The sequence below is a fragment of the Rhodococcus sp. USK13 genome (assembly GCF_018343855.1).
Classification (GTDB): Bacteria; Actinomycetota; Actinomycetes; order Mycobacteriales; family Mycobacteriaceae; genus Rhodococcus_F; species Rhodococcus_F oxybenzonivorans.
This window is the reverse complement of record NZ_CP069242.1, coordinates 6,139,341-6,156,761: the sequence shown is the minus strand read 5'-3', so window position 1 is coordinate 6,156,761 and position 17,421 is coordinate 6,139,341. Positions and strand designations below refer to the sequence as shown.

At 67.1% G+C, this 17,421-nt stretch carries 15 protein-coding genes and 1 riboswitch; of the genes, 13 read left to right on the top strand and 2 right to left on the bottom strand.

Annotated elements, in window-relative coordinates; translation table 11 throughout:
• Window positions 1-35 precede the first annotated feature (35 nt).
• Window positions 36-815 carry an HAD-IIA family hydrolase gene (locus tag JQT59_RS30825; protein ID WP_109327585.1) on the bottom strand — a complete coding sequence of 260 codons (780 nt, stop codon included), beginning with the start codon at window positions 813-815 and terminating at the stop codon, window positions 36-38.
• Window positions 816-894: 79 nt separating this feature from the next.
• Entirely contained in the window at window positions 895-1,662 is a 768-nt protein-coding gene (locus JQT59_RS30820) for a sulfite exporter TauE/SafE family protein (protein ID WP_213573237.1), read from the bottom strand.
• Between the two features lie 213 nt (window positions 1,663-1,875).
• A riboswitch (SAM riboswitch) is annotated at window positions 1,876-1,974 on the top strand.
• Between the two features lie 324 nt (window positions 1,975-2,298).
• On the opposite strand from JQT59_RS30820, the gene JQT59_RS30815 reads away from it, so the two are divergent.
• The 13 genes from JQT59_RS30815 (at window position 2,299) to JQT59_RS30755 (ending at window position 17,369) form a co-directional block, all read left to right on the top strand.
• Window positions 2,299-3,354 (top strand): LLM class flavin-dependent oxidoreductase, encoded by a 1,056-nt coding sequence (locus JQT59_RS30815; RefSeq protein ID WP_213573236.1) that lies wholly within the window; start codon window positions 2,299-2,301, stop codon window positions 3,352-3,354.
• Between the two features lie 119 nt (window positions 3,355-3,473).
• Window positions 3,474-5,063: an ABC transporter substrate-binding protein gene (locus tag JQT59_RS30810; protein WP_502939884.1), complete on the top strand. Its 1,590-nt coding sequence runs from the start codon at window positions 3,474-3,476 to the stop codon at window positions 5,061-5,063.
• A 3-nt stretch (window positions 5,064-5,066) separates the two neighbouring features.
• Entirely contained in the window at window positions 5,067-6,059 is a 993-nt protein-coding gene (locus JQT59_RS30805; RefSeq protein WP_213573235.1) for an ABC transporter permease, read from the top strand.
• Window positions 6,052-6,972: an ABC transporter permease gene (locus tag JQT59_RS30800; RefSeq protein ID WP_249353958.1), complete on the top strand. Its 921-nt coding sequence runs from the start codon at window positions 6,052-6,054 to the stop codon at window positions 6,970-6,972. The genes JQT59_RS30805 and JQT59_RS30800 overlap by 8 nt, the downstream gene beginning before the upstream one ends.
• Window positions 6,969-8,618, top strand: a complete 1,650-nt coding sequence (locus tag JQT59_RS30795; protein WP_213573234.1) for a dipeptide ABC transporter ATP-binding protein — start codon at window positions 6,969-6,971, stop codon at window positions 8,616-8,618. Before JQT59_RS30800 ends, JQT59_RS30795 begins: the two co-directional genes overlap by 4 nt.
• Window positions 8,611-9,753, top strand: a complete 1,143-nt coding sequence (locus tag JQT59_RS30790) for an LLM class flavin-dependent oxidoreductase (protein WP_213573233.1) — start codon at window positions 8,611-8,613, stop codon at window positions 9,751-9,753. Before JQT59_RS30795 ends, JQT59_RS30790 begins: the two co-directional genes overlap by 8 nt.
• On the top strand, window positions 9,750-11,126 hold the full coding sequence (locus JQT59_RS30785; protein WP_213573232.1) for an NtaA/DmoA family FMN-dependent monooxygenase: 1,377 nt from the start codon (window positions 9,750-9,752) through the stop codon (window positions 11,124-11,126). Before JQT59_RS30790 ends, JQT59_RS30785 begins: the two co-directional genes overlap by 4 nt.
• A gap of 44 nt (window positions 11,127-11,170) precedes the next feature.
• Window positions 11,171-12,313 carry an LLM class flavin-dependent oxidoreductase gene (locus JQT59_RS30780; RefSeq protein ID WP_213573231.1) on the top strand — a complete coding sequence of 381 codons (1,143 nt, stop codon included), beginning with the start codon at window positions 11,171-11,173 and terminating at the stop codon, window positions 12,311-12,313.
• 44 nt (window positions 12,314-12,357) lie between these two features.
• The gene (locus tag JQT59_RS30775; protein ID WP_159920038.1) at window positions 12,358-12,657 is read left to right on the top strand and encodes an acyl carrier protein; all 300 of its coding nucleotides are present in this window, start codon (window positions 12,358-12,360) and stop codon (window positions 12,655-12,657) included.
• Complete coding sequence (locus JQT59_RS30770; protein WP_213573230.1) at window positions 12,654-13,751, top strand: acyl-CoA dehydrogenase family protein; 1,098 nt, start codon at window positions 12,654-12,656, stop codon at window positions 13,749-13,751. Before JQT59_RS30775 ends, JQT59_RS30770 begins: the two co-directional genes overlap by 4 nt.
• The gene (locus JQT59_RS30765; protein WP_213573229.1) at window positions 13,748-14,752 is read left to right on the top strand and encodes a 3-oxoacyl-ACP synthase; all 1,005 of its coding nucleotides are present in this window, start codon (window positions 13,748-13,750) and stop codon (window positions 14,750-14,752) included. Before JQT59_RS30770 ends, JQT59_RS30765 begins: the two co-directional genes overlap by 4 nt.
• Before the next feature lie 5 nt (window positions 14,753-14,757).
• Complete coding sequence (locus tag JQT59_RS30760; RefSeq protein WP_213573228.1) at window positions 14,758-15,792, top strand: HAD-IIIC family phosphatase; 1,035 nt, start codon at window positions 14,758-14,760, stop codon at window positions 15,790-15,792.
• Window positions 15,789-17,369, top strand: coding sequence for an amino acid adenylation domain-containing protein (locus tag JQT59_RS30755; protein WP_213573227.1), 1,581 nt, complete (start codon window positions 15,789-15,791; stop codon window positions 17,367-17,369). The genes JQT59_RS30760 and JQT59_RS30755 overlap by 4 nt, the downstream gene beginning before the upstream one ends.
• Window positions 17,370-17,421 lie beyond the last annotated feature (52 nt).

Here is a 17,421-nt window from a genome sequence, read left to right as displayed (position 1 = left end):
GTTAACTACGGAGCGTTAACAAGTACTCACGGGTGTCAGACGGAGGTTTCGGCCCGATCGAACGGGTCCGAGGTGCGCCCGACGAGATCGGCCACGGACTTGAGGACTGCCGTGGGGCGGTAGGGGAAGAGCTCGACGGAATCGCGCGTCGAGATACCGGTCAGCACCAGAATGGTCTGCAGCCCGGCTTCGAGCCCGCACACGATGTCGGTGTCCATGCGATCGCCGATCATCAGGGTGTTCGCGGAGTGCGCCCCGATGGCCCGGAGTGCCGAGCGCATCATCAGGGCGTTCGGCTTGCCCACGTAGTAGGGGTCGCGGCCGGTGGCCTTGCTGATCAATGCGGCAACGGAACCGGTGGCGGGTAACGATCCCTCCCGGGACGGTCCGGTGGGATCGGGGTTGGTGGCGATGAAGCGAGCACCTCTCTCCACCAAGCGGATTGCGGTGGTGATCGCCTCGAAGGAGTAGGTGCGGGTCTCGCCGAGCACCACATAGTCGGGATCGTTCTCGGTGAGGACGTAACCGATGTCGTGCAGTGCGGTGGTGAGACCGGACTCGCCCACCACATAGGCGCTGCCGTTCGGCCGCTGGCTCGCCAGGAACGTGGCTGTCGCCAACGCGGACGTCCAGATGGATTCCTCGGGAATGTCGAGTCCCGTGCGGAGAAGCCGGGCGCGGAGGTCGCGGGGTGTCCTGATGGAGTTATTGGTCAGCACGATGAACGGGATCTCGGCCTCGCGGAGCTCGGCCAGGAAGAGGTCTGCCCCCGGGACCAGGTGTTCTTCGTGAACGAGAACTCCGTCCATGTCCATCAGGTACGTCCAGCCGGGGTTTTCTACATCTGTTGTGCTCACCGACCCAGTATGAGGCAGCACCAGGCTGCTTGCGCGACTACGCCAGGAGCCGGCCCAGCCCGATCAGGCCGACCACCACGATGGTCACCCGGAGCGCGGCGGGGGACAGGCGACGGCCGTAGCGGGCCCCGAGCACTCCGCCGACGAGCGAACCGACCGCGATGAGGCCCGCGGCGGCCCAGCTGATCCGGTCGAAGGCGACGAGCGTGTACGCGAGCGCGGCGACGATGTTGACGAGCAGGGAGAGCAGGTTCTTCGCGCCGTTCATCCGCTGCAGACTCTCGGGGAGGATCGCGCCCATCACACCCATCAGGAGGATGCCCTGCGCTGCGGTGAAGTACCCGCCGTACACCCCGACCGCAAACGTGCCGGCCGTCAGCAACAGCAGACGCGGCCGGCTGAGGCCGGCTTCGTGGCTACCGCGCTCCTTCGCCCACGCCTGGATCCGCGGCTGCAACACCACGAGCACGAGCGCGAGGACCAACAACACAGGGACGATGAACTCGAACACCGATTCGGGCAGGTGCAGCAACAACCAAGCGCCGAGAATCGCACCGCACAGTGACGCCGGGATCTGCCAGCGCAGCCGGGACCCCTGCCCGGCCAGCTCTCGCCGGTAACCCCAGGTGCCGGAGACGCCGCCGGCGACCAAGCCCACCGCATTCGACATCGTGGCGGTCACGGGTGGAAACCCGAACGCCACCAGGGTCGGGAAGGTGATGAGCGTACCGCTGCCGACGACCGCGTTGATCGCACCTGCGCCGATGCCGGCAACGAGGATCGCAATGGCTTCGAGTGGAGTCACCGGGGCGACGTTACAAGGGGCGCCTGGCACCCTGCGCCCGGGTTCCGGACACGCGCCCCGTAGAGAGGGTGCCCACCCCATCCAACCTCATGGCGCGGCCGGTGTCAGCATTTACACGCAGCCTGATCCGATTACGGGGTTTTTCGGGTTTCCCCTGTGTGGCAGGGGAATTCGCGTGTTGACGAGGTGACGTGATGCGGATAGTGTTCGCGTCAACCATCCAGAGCGACCGAGAGACCTGGCTCGTCGACGTCGCAGCAACCCTTCCGACATTCTTTCGGGTGTGGGTGCTACCGCCAGGATCGATGGAAGGCATCACATGACACACACCGCACGCAGCACATGGCGCAGACGGCACATCGATCTGTGCCGCACCAAGTCCTGCGGTTGTTGACGTAGGTCCACCTCTCAGCTCACCGGGCGCAGTGCTCGGTGAGTGTCTGGCGCGTGTCCACGGGGAGCGTGGAAGTGCGCTTCCCTCTCGATCCCCGCCTCGATGAAAGGCCGTGTAGTGATGTCTGTCATAAGTGCGCCCCGACCCGTGGAGGACAGCCTCGACGACGGTCCACTCGGGGCGCACGCCTTCGAGAAGGCTGTGCCCGCCCCCTCGTCGGCGTCGAGGAAGTTCCAGTCGGCATGAAGTTTCTGCTGATGACTCTCGTCACGCATCAGCCCGACCCGGTAACCGGCGAGAAAGTCGACACTGCGACGCGATTGCGGGAAGTAGTCGATTCGGCGGTCCTCGCCGAACAACTCGGTTACGACGGGTTCGCTGTCGGTGAGCGGCACGAACACCCATTCCTGTCTTCGGCACCGCCCGTCGTGCTCAGCGCGATCGCGGCGCGCACAACCACATTGCAGTTGTGGACAGCCGTGACCACGCTCAGCCTGCTCGACCCGGTCCGGGCCTTCGAGGACTATTCGACGCTGGACAACCTGTCGGGCGGCCGCCTGCAGCTGATCATCGGCAAGGGAAACGGCACGGCCCAGGCCGAACTGTTCTCCGTGACCCCCGACGACCAGTGGGATCGCAATCGCGAGGGGTACGAACTGTTCCGGCAACTGTGGGAGAGCGAGGACGTGACGTGGCAAGGCAGCTTCCGTCCGCGTCTCGAACACGCTGTCGCACTTCCGCGACCACTCCAGCCCCGGATCCGGATCTGGCACGGCAGCGCCACGAGTAGGGAGTCGGTCGACTTGGCCGCTCGCTACGGTGATCCGCTCTTTTCCGCCAACGTCACCAACCCTGTCGAGCCGTATGCCGAACTCATTCGCCACTATCGCGAGCGGTGGATCGACTACGGCCACGACCCCGCCGACGCTCTGGTCGGTGCCGGGACTGCGGGCTTCTATGTGACGCCGAAGTCGCAGGACGCCCTCGACACCTGGCGGCCGATCCATGCCGCAAGGATCGAGTTCGCGCGCAGGACCGGACTGCCCGTGGTGTTCGACACGGTCGAAGACTTCGTGGAGCGAAGCTCGGCGCTCATCGGCAGTCCCGAGCAGGTGATCGACAAGGTCGCGCGGTACCACGAGCAGTTCGGCCACGAAGTGATCCACCTCGGGGCTGATCGAGTGGGGACAAGCGACAAGCAGCACCGCGAAAGTCTCGAGCTCTTCCAGGCAGAAGTGGCGCCCGCGTTGCGCGCGACCATCCCGAGCCGATCCCTCACAACCCTTCCGTGCACGTGAGCGTCCCCGAATCCCGGGTGTCATTCGTGCCTGTCATCGAATTTACGGAGCTATCGGTGTCCTCAGTGCTTGTGTCCTTGTCCCCGACCTTCCGCGGAAAAGCCCGTAGGGCAGCAGGTATCGGCGTCGCCGCCATAGTGGCGTCGATTCTCACCGCCTGCGGTGGCGGTTCCAGCAGTTCCTCCGCGGATGCGGGTCCCGCGCAACCGGGCGGCACACTCCGCTACGGCCTGTCCCAGGCGCCCACGTGCGCCGACCCCGCACAGTCCGGCACGAACCAGACGATCTACGTGACTCGTCAGGTGGTCGATTCGCTCACCGATCAGGATCCCCGAACAGGTGAGTTGACGCCGTGGCTCGCGGAGAGTTGGGAACTGAATGCCGACGCCTCCGCCTTCACCTTTCGCCTGAAGGAGGGCGTCACCTTCAGCGACGGAACTCCCCTCACCGCAGAGTCGGTGAAGAAGAATTTCGACGCGCTCGTCAACACCCTCACCGGGGCCAAGGCGCCACTGGCCGCCAGCTATCTGACCGGATACACCGGGACCACCGTGATCGATGCGCGCACCGCGCAGGTCAACTTCTCGGCACCGAACGCCCAGTTCCTGCAGGCATCGTCCACCCCGCAGCTGGGCATTCTGTCGGATGCGTCCGTCGCCAAGCCGGCGGAGGAGCGCTGCACCGGCAACATCTCGGGAACCGGGCCGTTCACGTACGCCGACTACCAGCAGGACAAGTCGGTGACCCTCGCCAAGCGGGCCGGATACAGCTGGGGCTCAGACGTATTCGGTCACGACGGCGAGGCCTACCTCGACACCATCGAGTTCAGCGTGGTGCCCGAATCCGGTGTCCGTACGGGCAGCCTGTCCTCGGGACAGCTGGACGCAATCAGCGATGCGCTGCCGCAGGATGCCCCGCAGATCGAAGGCGTCGGTGGGCAGGTGCTCACCACATCGAACCCGGGTACGCCATTCGGATTCCAGCCCAACGTGACTCGCGGACCGCTCGTGGATCCCGTCGTGCGCAGTGCGCTGGTCTCGGCGATCAACCGGCAGGAACTGGTCGACACCGTGCTCGGCCCCAACTTCACGCCCGCCACCAGCACGCTGGCCAGCCGCACCCCCGGCTACGTGGCGCTGCCGGACGTGACGTACGACCCGGAGAAGGCCAAGTCCATCCTGGATCAGGCGGGTTGGGTTCCCGGTGCCGACGGCATCCGGGAGAAGAGCGGTCAGAGGCTGAGCTTCCCCGTTCTGTTCAGCTCCGTGTTCGCCGGCAACCAGGCAATCCTCGAACTGGTGCAGCAGCAGCTCACAGCGGTGGGAGTGGATCTGCAGCTGAATCTCGTGGCCACTCCGGAGGCCACCGCTCGCCAGAATGCCAAGGACTTCGACGCCACCTACTACAACAGCACCCGCGCCGACGGTGACATCCTGCGTACCCAGTTCGGACTCGACGGCCGCAACCTCAACAGCCGTGGCCCGATTCCCGCGCTCGACGACGTGCTCGCGAAGCAACTCGCCACCACCGACACCACCGAGCGGAACGCACTTCTCGCCGACGCCCAGCAGCAGGTGCTCGACAACGGCCTGTGGATCCCCACCGTGGAGTTGTCGCAGGCGATCGGCGCAGGACCGAACGTGCAGGATCTGAGGTTCGAGGCCTCGGCCCGGCTCCAGTTCTTCGATACCTGGATCAGTGGACGCTAGAAGATGACTCGATACCTCGGATCCCGCGTCCTGCAGGCGTTGGGCGTGCTGTGGGCAACATTCACCGTGTCGTTCGCAGTCCTGTTCCTACTGCCTTCGGACCCAGTGAGCATCGCGGTCGATTCCGCAACAGCGGGGACGACGGTCGACGCGGCGGCCGTTGCGGAGTTGCAGGCGCGGTATGGCCTGGACCAGCCGGTATGGGTGCAGTACTGGAACTCCCTGAGCCACTCCGTTCGCGGTGACTTCGGATACTCGATCGCCACCGGGCAGTCGGTGACCGAGGCCATCGGGAACGCGGTGCCCAGCACCTTCGCGCTCGCGTCCGTGGCGCTCGTTCTCGCCGTGGTGTTCGGGACCGCGGTAGCGTTCGTCGCCACGTACACCAGGGTGCGCTGGGTACGGAATCTGTTGTTCTCGCTGCCGCCGCTCGGTGTCGCGGTGCCGACGTTCTGGGTAGGCCTGATTCTGCTGCAGCTGTTCTCGTTTCGATGGAAAGCCTTTCCGGCGTTCGGCGACCAGGGGATCGCGACCCTGGTGCTTCCCGCGGTCACTCTCGCACTGCCGACCGGCGCCGTGATCGCCCAGGTGCTCGCCGCGAGTCTGCAGACCACGTGGCGGCAAGCGTTCATCGACACCGCCCGGGCGAAAGGAGCCTCCCGGTGGAGGATCCAGACCCGGCACGCGCTGCGGTTGTCGAGCATCCCCGCCTTCACCATCGCCGGAGTATTGGTGGGCACGCTGCTGGCCGGGTCCGTGGTCGTCGAAACCGTGTTTTCACGAGCCGGAGTCGGGCGGCTCACACAGACCTCCGTGATGGCGCAGGACATCCCGGTGGTCCAGGGAATCGTGGTACTGAGCTCGCTTGCCTACGTCCTCGTCAACCTCGCCGTGGATCTGCTCTACCCGCTGATCGATCCGCGAATCATCGAGGGCAGAGGCAGTTCCGGCGGCACCGGCGAATTCGCGGAAGTGGAGGAGAAGGTTCATGTCTGACATCCTCACGAGGGAGGTGACGGGCGAGGTCGTCGATGTCGATCCGTCTCCGCGCATACTCACACCCGTGGCCGGGCCCTTCCCTGTTACCCGTCGGCGCAGTGTCGCGGCCTGGTTGCGTCGCAATCTCATGCTCGGGGTCTCCGCCGTCGTGCTCCTGCTTGCTGTCGGGTGTGCGGTGGCGCCCTCCGTATTCGCCGGCGGCAACCCACTCACCGGCGTGCCCGCGCAGAAGCTGCAGGCCCCGAGCGCCGCGCACTGGTTCGGCACCGACAACATCGGCCGGGACGTGTACACCCGAGTCGTTCACGGTGCCGGACTCTCGCTCACCGCAACCCTGCTGGCGGTGGGAATCGCCCTGGTTGTCGGTTCGCTGATCGGTCTGCTGTCCGGTGCGGCCGGGGGAGCGGTCGATGCGGTGCTGATGAGACTCGTCGATGTGTTGCTGTCCATTCCGGCATTGCTGCTCTCCCTCGCACTGGTCACGGCCTTGGGATTCGGCACCGTCAACGTCGCTGTGGCCGTGGGTGTCTCCCTGATCGCGAACTTTGCCCGTGTGATGCGGTCAGAGGTGCTGCGAGTGCGCCGGTCACTCTACGTCGAGGCCGCATTCGCCTCGGGAGTCCGGTGGCACACAGTGCTCCACCGGCACATCCTGCGGAACTCCTACGCACCCGTCGTCGCCCTCGCCGCCGTGGAGTTCGGCATGGCGGTCCTCGCGGTGTCGTCGTTGAGCTTCCTCGGATTCGGGGCGGTACCACCGACACCGGAGTGGGGTTCGCTGATCTCCGAGGGCCGCAACTACCTCGCGACGGCGTGGTGGATGACCACCTTGCCCGGCCTGGTGATCGTGGCCGTCGTGCTGTCGGCACACCGCCTCGGGCATGCACTCGAACAGAGAGAGTCGCGATGAGCACGAACGACACCCCGCTGCTGCAAGTCTCCGGACTGCGGGTCGCGTACGGGAGCGTGAGCGATCCACTTCTGGCGGTGACGGGCGTCGACCTTACGGTCTCGCGCGGGGAAGTGGTGGCCGTGGTGGGCGAGTCCGGCTCCGGTAAGTCGACCACCGCGCACGCGATTCTCGGGCTACTGGCGGGGAGCGGACGCGCGATCGGCGGCACCGTCACCTTCGACGGCGAGCGCCTCGACACCCTGTCCGAGCGCGCATTGGGGCGCATCCGCGGCGCGAGGATCGGGTTGGTGCCACAGGACCCGACGACCTCGCTCAACCCGGTGATCAGGGTGGGGGTTCAGGTCGCCGAGGTGCTGCGGGTGCACGGTCTCGCCGACCGGCGGACGGCCGGAATCGAGGCGGTGCGCATTCTCGCCGAGGCCGGGATCGACAAGCCCGACGTGCGTGCCCGGCAGTATCCGCAGGACCTGTCGGGCGGACAGCGGCAGCGCGTCCTCATCGGAATCGCGCTGGCCTGCAACCCCGAACTGGTGATCGCGGACGAGCCCACCAGTGCACTCGACGTCACGGTTCAACGCCGGATCCTCGATCACCTGGCTGCGCGTACCGCCGAGTCTGGCACCGCAGTCCTGTTGATCACGCACGACCTGGGTGTCGCGGCCGACCGCGCCGACCGGATCATCGTGATGAACCGCGGCGAGGTGGTCGAGTCGGGGCCCACCCGGGAGATCCTGACGCGGCCGCAGTACGCGTACACGCGCGCACTGCTGGCAGCCGCGCCCAGCCTGTCCGCGGCACCCCGGCGCAGAGAGCACTCGTCCACCGTGGTCGACCCGCTCCTGCGCGTGTCGGGCGTGTCGAAAACATTCCGGATCGACCGGAAGACAGCGATCGAGGCCGTCGAGGACGTGTCCTTCGAGGTTTCGCGCGGTCGCACGCTGTCCCTGGTCGGAGAGTCGGGATCCGGCAAGTCGACGGTGGCCCGCATCGCGATCCGGTTGGAGACGGCGTCTCGTGGCAGCATCGAATTCGACGGAGAAGACATCACGACGCTGCGGGGTGGCGCGCTGCGTGCCCTCCGCCGGCGAGTCCAACTCGTCTACCAGAATCCGTACGCCTCGCTCGATCCCACACTTGCCGTCGCCGACATCGTGGCCGAACCGCTCGGTGCCTTCAGGATCGGGAGCAAGGCCGAACGAGCGGAGCGGGTCGCCGAACTCCTCGAGCAGGTGGCGCTACCGCGCAGCTACCTCGCGCGGAAACCCGCAGAACTGTCCGGCGGCCAGCGTCAACGGGTCGCGATTGCCCGGGCGCTGTCACTGAACCCGGAACTTCTCGTGCTCGACGAGCCGGTGTCCGCTCTGGACGTTTCGGTGCAGGCGCAGATACTCGATCTACTGGAGACCCTTCAGCGCGAACTCGGCCTCAGCTACCTGTTCATCTCGCACGATCTCGCGGTGGTCCGGCAGATTAGCGACACGGTCGCCGTGATGCGGTCCGGTCGCATCCTCGAATCCGGCACCACCGCCGAGATATTCGACACACCCCGTCACGACTACACCCGGGAGCTGCTCGACGCGATTCCCGGGCGGTCCATCGCTCGCCCACCGTCTGCACAGCTGGAGGAAGCCATTCATGCCTGAACATCGTCACCACCCCCTCATCGCCGTCGACCTGTACGGCACCGGTCTGCACCCGCAGGCGTGGCGTCGCCCCGACTCACGCGCAGAAGATCTCTTCACGGCTGGTTACTGGACCGGGCTTCTGGGAGTTGCCGACAGGGCCGGCATCGACCTCGCCTTCATCGGCGACTCTTTCGCTCTCGCCTCGGCGGGCCACGGCGAACAGCGGGGGCAACTCGATGCTGTCGCGATCGCGTCACGGGCTGTGACGAGCACCCGGACCATAGGTCTGGTCCCGACGGTGACCGTGACCCATACCGAGCCGTTCCACGTCTCGAAAGCCATCGCGAGTCTCGACCACGCCTCGCTGGGGCGCGCGGGGTGGCAGGTCGATGTGTCGGCCGGTCGAGCCCAGGCTCAGCTGTTCGGCCGTAAGGACCCCCAGGACGGCGAAGATTTGTGGTCGGAGGCGAGCGAGGCCATCGAAGCCGTGCGTCTGCTGTGGGACAGCTGGGAGGACGACGCCGAGATCCGCGACGTCGCCACCGGCCGATTCGTCGATCGGGACAAACTGCACTACATCGACTTCGAGGGAACCCACTTCTCCGTGAAGGGGCCGTCGATCACACCGCGCTCACCACAAGGCCAGTCGCTGGTCGTGCTCGGTGTGCACGATGAACATTCCCACCGGGTGGCCGCATCACACGCCGACGTGATCCGCATCAGCGGCCTCACCGTCGACGCGGCCGGCCGGGCTGCGGCGGACATTTCGCGCGACGTGGTCGAGGCGGGCCGCGACCGGAGCGCGGTCCGGATACTCCTCGATGTGGAGGTGTTGCTCGCCGCCGACCACAGTGGCGCCGCCCGGGACCTCGCCCAGCTCGAGAACTGGGCCGGGACCGGGTACGAACCACGATCGCTCCTCTACCGGGGGGATGCGGCGGGACTGGCCGATCTCGTCGTGAACGTGGCGGGGGTGGGCGAGGTGGACGGCGTGACTTTCCGCCCGCTCGCGCTTCCCTCCGGACTGGACACCCTCGCCGAGGCAGTACTGCCGCTCCTGCGACCCGACGACGGCGACGTGCGTTTACTGCGGGAACGCCTCGGCTTCGACCGTCCCACCAATCACTTCACCCGAACAGGACTTTCGGCATGACGACATCGCGAGCGATGCCCCGCAAGCAGATACACCTCGCAGCGCACTTCCCGGGGGTGAACAACACCACGGTGTGGAGCGACCCCGAGTCGAAGAGCCAAATAGCTTTCGAGTCGTTCGTGCACCTGGCGCAAACAGCGGAACGCGGGTTGTTCGACTTCTTCTTCCTCGCCGAGGGCCTGCGGTTGCGTGAGCACCGCGGACGGATTCACGACCTCGACGTCGTCGGCCGGCCCGACACCCTGACCGTGCTCGGTGCGCTGGCCGGGGCGACGACCCACCTCGGCCTGGCCGGGACGATCAACACCACCTTCAACGAACCGTACGAATTGGCGCGGCAATTCGCGTCACTCGATCATTTGTCGGACGGCCGGGCTGCGTGGAACATGGTCACCTCCTCGGACGCGTTCACCGGCGAAAACTTCCGGCGCGGGGGATATCTCGATCGCAGAGACCGTTACGTCCGCGCAAGTGAAATGATCGAGGGCGCGCGGAAGTTCTGGGACAGCTGGGATCAGGACGCTCTCGTGATCGACCGGGAGCACGGGGTTTTCGCGCACGAGTCGTCGATCCGTGAGGTCGCCTTTTCGGGCTCGCAGTTCGACGTGCGGGGACGGTTCACGGTGCCCCGTAGCCCCCAGGGTCATCCGGTGTTGCTGCAGGCGGGGGATTCGGAGGAGGGCCGCGAGTTCGGGGCGGCTCAGGCCGACGCCATCTTTACCGTGCACGGCACACTCGAGGACGGCCGCACGTTCTATTCCGACGTCAAGGGCAGGCTGGCGAAGTACGGGCGCAGAGCCGAGGACCTCAAGGTGCTCCCCGCGGCCACTTTCGTTCTGGGTGATACGGCGGCGGATGCCGCCGAACGGGCCGATCACATCCGGCACCAGCAGGTGGGTCCCCAGACAGCCATCGCATTCCTCGAGCAGGTCTGGGGGCGTGACCTTTCCGGATACGACCCGGACGGCCCCCTTCCGGACGTCGAACCCGCCGACAATCCGGACATCACCCGCGGCCGTGTCCGGCACGTGAAGGATCCGCGGGAGATCGCCTCGGCATGGCGGGCGAAGGCCGAGGCGGAGAAGCTCAGCATTCGTGAGCTGATCATCGCGGTCACCGCCCGGCAGCAGTTCGTGGGCACCCCTGCCCAGGTGGCCGAGGACATCGACCACTATGTGCAGTCGGACGCCTGCGACGGTTTCATCCTCGTGCCGCACCTCACACCGGCCGGGCTCGACGAGTTCGTCGAGAAGGTGGTGCCGCTCTTGCAGGACCGTGGCAGTTTCCGCACCGAGTACTCGGGCACCACCCTGCGCAGCCATCTCGAGCTGAGCCATCCGCACCGCCAGAACGAAGGAGTACGAGCATCATGATCGCAGCGTCGGAAGCCACGGAATTCGAACAGGATCGGCAGTAGATGGTCACCCCGTTGTCCGTCCTCGACCTGTCGCCCATCAGCGAGAGATCCACCGCCCGAGCCGCGCTGCGCAACACCGTGGACCTCGCCCAGCACGCAGAGCTGTGGGGCTACAAAAGGTACTGGGTTGCCGAGCATCACTTCGTCGGCGTCGCAAGTTCGTCACCCGCCGTGCTGGTCGGCATACTCGCTGCGGCGACGAGCACATTGCGTGTCGGCGCCGCGGCCGTGCAGCTGGGGCACACCACGGCAGCAGCTGTGGTGGAAGCGTTCGGAACCGTTGATGCCCTGTACCCGGGGCGTGTGGACCTCGGCCTGGGGCGGTCGGGTCAACGCCGGGCGCAGGCACTGCAGGCTGTCGGCGAACGCCGACAGCAACCTTCGGTGCCGCCGTCCCGGACCGAGATCCGGGACGGCGTCGTGATTCCGGCGCCGTTCGACCCGTCCGAACTGCTGTTGTCCCCGCGGCTCACGGCGTCGATGTCGGTGCTACAGCAGCCGGGGGCACGGTCACCCGAGTTCGAAGAGCAGGTGGACGACATCCTCGCGTTACTCGAGGGCACGTACCGTACCGAGGACGGCATCGACCTCCACGCGAGTCCGGGGGAGGGCGCCGACGTCGAGCTGTGGGTGTTCGGGAGCAGCGCGGGCCCGAGCGCCGAACTCGCCGGGCGGCTCGGGCTACCCTTCGGGGCCAACTACCACGTGAGTCCGGCGACGACGATCGACGCCGTCGAGGCATACAGGGCCGCCTTCCGGCCGTCACGGGTACTGCGGGAACCGTATGTCGTCGTCTCCGCGGACGCCGTGGTGGCGGAGGACGACGCGGCAGCCCGGGAGTTGGCATCGACCTTCGGACATTGGACCCACAGCATCCGAAGCGGGCACGGTGCGATTCCGTATCCGGATCCCCGCCGTACCCCGCCGCTCGGTGAGGCGGAACGCGCCGCGGTGGAGGACCGGCTGATCACGCAGTTCGTCGGGGCACCCGCCACCGTCGCCGACCGGCTCGACAGCCTGCGGAAAGTCACCGCCGCCGACGAACTGGTGGTCACCAGCGTCACCCACGACCACGTCGACCGATTGCGTTCCTACGAGCTGCTTGCGCGGGAATGGGGGCTGCCCCGACTACTCGCTGCCTGACACCGCGATGGTTGAACGCTGGTCCAAGTGGGCATTCCCCGCTCATGGACACAGCACACGCCCCTGTGCCCGAGCCTTCTGACGGGTTGGTCGAGCAGCTACGGCAGTACCTCAGTTCGATCACGTCGACGGATCTCGGACCCGACGACGACTACTTCACGCTGGGCCTGGTGAGCTCTCTGCGGGCCCTGGAGATCGTCACCTACATCGAGGGCTCCCACGACGTCGTGGTCGAGGTGGAGGACCTCGACCTCGACAACTTCCGCACCGCTGCCCGTGTCGCCGAGTTCATCCGGAGGAAGCGGGGCGAGCAGGTTCGGGCCACGGACGGGGCGTCGCCGTGATCGGGATCGACACTCTCGTCGCGGCAGCGGAGACGGACGCGGTCGCATGGGACGAGTCGGGGCTTCCCACCGAGGTGATCGACGCCGCCGCCCGGGCCGGTGTCCTGGGTCTGGACCGGACCCCCGCCTGCAAAGGCCTCGGCCTGAGCGCAGCCGAACTGGGCTCGGTGGCAGAACGACTCGGAGCTGTCTGCACGTCGCTGCGGTCGCTCCTCACGGTGCAGGGAATGGTGAATGCCGCGCTCGACCGATGGGGAAGTGCCGAACAACGGGAGCAGTGGCTGCCGGTGCTGACCACCGGTGAGCTCCTCGCCGGGTTCGCGGCGACCGAGGCCGGTGCTGGAACCGAACTCTCCTGCGTGGCCACCACCTTCGACCCCGCCGGTTCCGATTACCGGGTGTCGGGCAGGAAGCTGTGGGTCACCTACGGCCAGGTCGCGGACGTACTCCTGGTCCTCGGACAGACGTCCGGGGGCCTCACGACCGCACTTGTCGAAACGAGTTCGCCGGGGGTCACCGTGGAACCGGTACACGGGCAGCTCGGCATGCGAGGTACACGGGTGGCGCACATCGAACTCGACAATGTGTCCATACCCGCCACCCACGTCATTGCGCCGCCCGGATTCGGTCTGTCCCACGTCACCGGCACAGCCCTCGACCACGGCCGGTACACCATCGCGTGGGGGTGCGCGGGGATGGCCCGGGCGTGCCTCGCCGATGCGGTGGCTCATGCCTCGACCCGGGTGCAGGGCACTGCAGTGTTGTCCGAGCGGGACGCGGTGCGGTCGATGATCGGCCGCGGTTGGGTCGAGGTCGCCGGTGCGCGCGCCCTCTGTGAACGCGCCGCGCAGGAACGCGACGCACGCGAGCACACCGCCCTCTTCACCACCGTTGCCGCCAAGTACGCCGCTGCGCGCGCAGCCGTGACGCTGAGCCAGCAGGGAGTCCAGATCCTCGGCGCCACCGGATGCGCCGGAGACAGCAGGGTCGGCCGATTCTTCCGGGACGCGAAGGTCATGCAGATCATCGAGGGCGCCACCGAGGTCGCCGAATTGCAGATCGGTGAGTACGTGCTGGCCGGTGGTGTTCGATGATTGCCCCCGTCGCCCTGCACTCGATCGCGCTGTGGTTCCCGGACGACGAGGTCACCGTGGCGGGTCTGCCGGAACTCGATCAGCTTCCTGTAGCGCAGCGCGAGCACGCCCTGTCCCTCGGCATCGACACCGTTCGGATCGGCATCGGTCAGTCCGAGTCGGACATGGCTCACGCCGCCGCCACCGCGCTGCTGCGCGCAGCGGACATCGACCCGACCCAGCTCGATGGCCTCCTGCTCGTGCAAGGGAGGGTTCCGCAATATCTGCTCGCCTCCGAGGCCACCCGGCTGCAACACCGGCTCGGTGCAAATCAGGCCTTCACGACCGGTCTCGGTGACCTGGGCTGCGTCTCGATCTCCGCGGGATTCGCACTGGCATCCGCGCTACTTCGGGGAGACCCCCACTGCCACAATGTTCTGGTCGTCGCTGCGGCGAAGACGCCCACGCGAGCCCGCTACCGCTCACCGATGACGCTGCTCGGGGACGGTGCGGCCGCGGTGCTGTTGACGACGTCGGGGACCGGGCGATACGAACTCGTCGACCAGATCGTCCGCAGCGACGGGAAGTACTCCGACCTGTTCCGAATCGACTACCGGAACGTGCGCGAGGCCGACTGGACCGAGGAATGCACGGACGAGCCGACGTACTCGTTCCGGCTGGCCGTCGAGAGCCGGAAGCGCTTCACCGACATCAATGCTGCGCTTCTCGGACGCAACGGTGTGGAACACGACAGGGTGGGGACCTTTCTGATGCAGAACCTTTCGGCCGGTGCGTTCGCGTTCTGGCAGGAAGCCCTCGATGTGCCCATCGACCCGGTGTGCCGCGCGAACCTGGCCCGGTTCGGCCACCTCGGATCCGTCGACGTCGCGCTCAACCTGGAAGCCGCGGCTGCGTCGCAGCGGCCGGGCGACTATGCCGTACTCATGAACAGCAGTCCTGTCGCGGCGTGGAGCAGCGCGCTCCTGCGGCGACTGCCGGATCCGACCGGGAACGGGAAGTAAGCGCAATGGAGCAGACCGTCAAGTGCGTGGTCTGGGACCTCGACGACACCATCTGGGACGGGGTGGTGCTCGAGCAGGATGTCCCGGTGCCGAAGGCCGAAGTGCTGCGCACGCTCGACGTGCTCGACCGCCGCGGCATTCTGCACGCCATCGCGAGCCGCGGAGAGTTCGAACCCGCTGTCGCTCATCTGCGCGCCCACGGCCTCGAAGAACTGTTCTGCGCCGTCGACGTCGGATGGGGGCCTAAATCCAGTGCAGTGCGGCGGATAGCGGACACCCTGAATATCGGTCTCGACACGGTGGCCTTCGTCGACAACGATCCGGTCGAGCGCGCCGAAGTCGCCGGAGCGTTGCCGTCGGTGCGGTGTTATCCGGCCGAGAGCATCGCTTCCTTCCCCGATCTGCCCGAGCTGACTCCGGAATCGATCACGGCCGAGGCAGCGGGGCGCCGCGCGCTGTACCGCGCCGAGCGGATCCGGCAGAGCAGTGAGGAGGTTTTCGCGGGATCGAGCGCCGAGTTCCTCGCCACGCTGGGCTTGGTGATGACCGTGCGCAGGGCAGAGGACGACGACCTGGCGCGGGCGCACGAACTGACCGTGCGTTCGCATCAACTCAACACTACCGGTCGCACATTCGGCATCGACGAACTCCGCCGACTGTGCCGTTCGGATCGCCACGAGGTGCTCGTGGCGGCCCTGGAGGACCGTTTCGGTGGATACGGAACGATCGGACTCGCGGTGTCGGAGTTCCGTGGGGACGACTCGGTGCTCCAGTTGCTGTTGATGTCGTGCCGAGTGATGTCCCGCGGAGTGGGCGCGGCCCTGATTCAGCATGTCGTCGACCGGGCGCGGGCGCGCGGACAGCAGCCCTGTGCGGAATTCGTGCCCACCGAGGTCAATCGCGTGATGCTCGTGACCCTGCGTTTCGGTGGGTTCGAGGTCGTCTCCACGGACCCCGAGCGATTACTGCTGCGGCACAATGGCATTGCTCACGGTGGTCCGAACACCGATCACGTCCGCATCGTGAGCGCGGTGCCATGAGCGCCTGGTGTCCGGGTGGCGAGGTGATCGCGGGAATCCTCGAGCAATGCTCACGAGTTCCCGGGCGGATCGCGATAGCGGTGGGAGAGCGAGCCCTGACCTATGCCGAGCTCGCTTCGAGGAGTGCGGAACTCGCCGCCGATCTGGTGTCGACCGGCGTGCGGCCCGGCCGGGTCGTTCTGATCTACCGGAAGCAGAGCACCGACACGATGGTGGCGATGATCGCCGCCCTACGGGCGGGCGCCGCCTGGTGCGTCATAGAACCAGGCCACCCGGCGATGCAACTGCGCGCCTTGCTGTCGGACGTCGACTGCGGCGCCATCGTGTTCGACTCCACGGATCCGGCCACCTCCACGGACGGTGTCGGCGCCCTCGCCCGTGAAGCCGGTGCTGGCGTGCGTGCATTGATCGACCGGCACCGGGAATCACCGCCACGGTCACGTGCGATCGGCCTTCCCGAACGCGTCCCCGCAGGCGCACCCGCCTATGTGATCACCACCTCGGGGACGACCGGTGTTCCCAAAGCCGTCGTGGTCACCCGCGCCAATCTGGCGAGCATGGTCGCGGGGCGGAACTACGACTACGACGAGTCCGATCTGGTCACCTTCTCCGCGTTTCGTCTGACGTGGGACGGCGCCCTGCTGAAGACAATCTGGGCGCTCTGCACCGGCGGCACCAGCGTGCTCCCCGACGCGGGCGGTATGCGCGATGCCGAGGCCGTCGCAGCGCTCGCAGGGAAGTGGCGGGCCACCCATCTGGCCGCGACACCGTCGTTCTACCGGCTGCTGCTGCCGCACCTCGCTCCGCTGCGCTCGCACCTGCAGTGGGTGACCCTGGCCGGCGAGGCGCTTCCCACGACGCTCGTCGAACGGCACCGCGCGGTGCTGCCTGGCGTGCCGCTGGCCAACGAGTACGGGCCCACGGAGACCACCGTCAGCTGCATTGCGCACCGGGTGCGTGAGCTGCCCGCGTCGATCGCCCCGATCGGCAGGCCGCTGGGTGCGACGACGGCGCACATCCTCGACGCGAAGCTGGTTCCCGTGCCGCCGGGAACGGTGGGGGATCTCTACCTCGGTGGTCCCCAGATCGCCGCAGGCTACGCGCATCGCCCGGCGGGCACCGCAGCCAGATTCGTGGCCGACCCGTTCGCCACCGATCCCGGTTCCCGGATGTACCACGCGGGTGACCTCGCACGTGTCGATGTCCACGGCGATATCGAATTCTGCGGACGGGTCGACGGTCAGGTGAAGGTGCGGGGGGCGAGGGTCGAGCGGCACGCGGTGGAGTCGGTGCTCGAGAGTCACCCGGCGATCCGTCAGGCGGTGGTGCTCGCGACCGTGGACGAGTACGGCGACACCGCCCTCACCGCATTCTGGGTTCCCGCCCCGGCGGCGACCCTCCTGCCCACCACCCGCGACCTGATCGCGCATTGCACCCAGCGTCTCGTCGCGCAGGCGGTGCCCGCCCATTTCGTGGCGCTCGGTGCCCTTCCTCTCGCGGCGAGCAGCAAGGTCGACGAAGCGGCGCTGCGGACATTGCTGGAAAAGTCCGAGATGAACGGCGGTGGCGGCGGTTGACAGTGTGCTGGATTGGAGGCAGTCTCGATCTTCTCGGGGATTTCGTTGCGTG

Bases quoted from the DNA above. Each gene is read 5' to 3' on its own strand.
- JQT59_RS30825 (WP_109327585.1), bottom strand. From the start codon at position 815: ATGGACATGGACGGAGTTCTCGTTCACGAAGAACACCTGGTCCCGGGG.
- JQT59_RS30815 (WP_213573236.1), top strand. From the start codon at position 2,299: ATGAAGTTTCTGCTGATGACTCTCGTCACGCATCAGCCCGACCCGGTA.
- JQT59_RS30805 (WP_213573235.1), top strand. From the start codon at position 5,067: ATGACTCGATACCTCGGATCCCGCGTCCTGCAGGCGTTGGGCGTGCTG.
- JQT59_RS30800 (WP_249353958.1), top strand. From the start codon at position 6,052: ATGTCTGACATCCTCACGAGGGAGGTGACGGGCGAGGTCGTCGATGTC.
- JQT59_RS30795 (WP_213573234.1), top strand. From the start codon at position 6,969: ATGAGCACGAACGACACCCCGCTGCTGCAAGTCTCCGGACTGCGGGTC.
- JQT59_RS30790 (WP_213573233.1), top strand. From the start codon at position 8,611: ATGCCTGAACATCGTCACCACCCCCTCATCGCCGTCGACCTGTACGGC.
- JQT59_RS30785 (WP_213573232.1), top strand. From the start codon at position 9,750: ATGACGACATCGCGAGCGATGCCCCGCAAGCAGATACACCTCGCAGCG.
- JQT59_RS30780 (WP_213573231.1), top strand. From the start codon at position 11,171: ATGGTCACCCCGTTGTCCGTCCTCGACCTGTCGCCCATCAGCGAGAGA.
- JQT59_RS30775 (WP_159920038.1), top strand. From the start codon at position 12,358: ATGGACACAGCACACGCCCCTGTGCCCGAGCCTTCTGACGGGTTGGTC.
- JQT59_RS30765 (WP_213573229.1), top strand. From the start codon at position 13,748: ATGATTGCCCCCGTCGCCCTGCACTCGATCGCGCTGTGGTTCCCGGAC.
- JQT59_RS30760 (WP_213573228.1), top strand. From the start codon at position 14,758: ATGGAGCAGACCGTCAAGTGCGTGGTCTGGGACCTCGACGACACCATC.
- JQT59_RS30755 (WP_213573227.1), top strand. From the start codon at position 15,789: ATGAGCGCCTGGTGTCCGGGTGGCGAGGTGATCGCGGGAATCCTCGAG.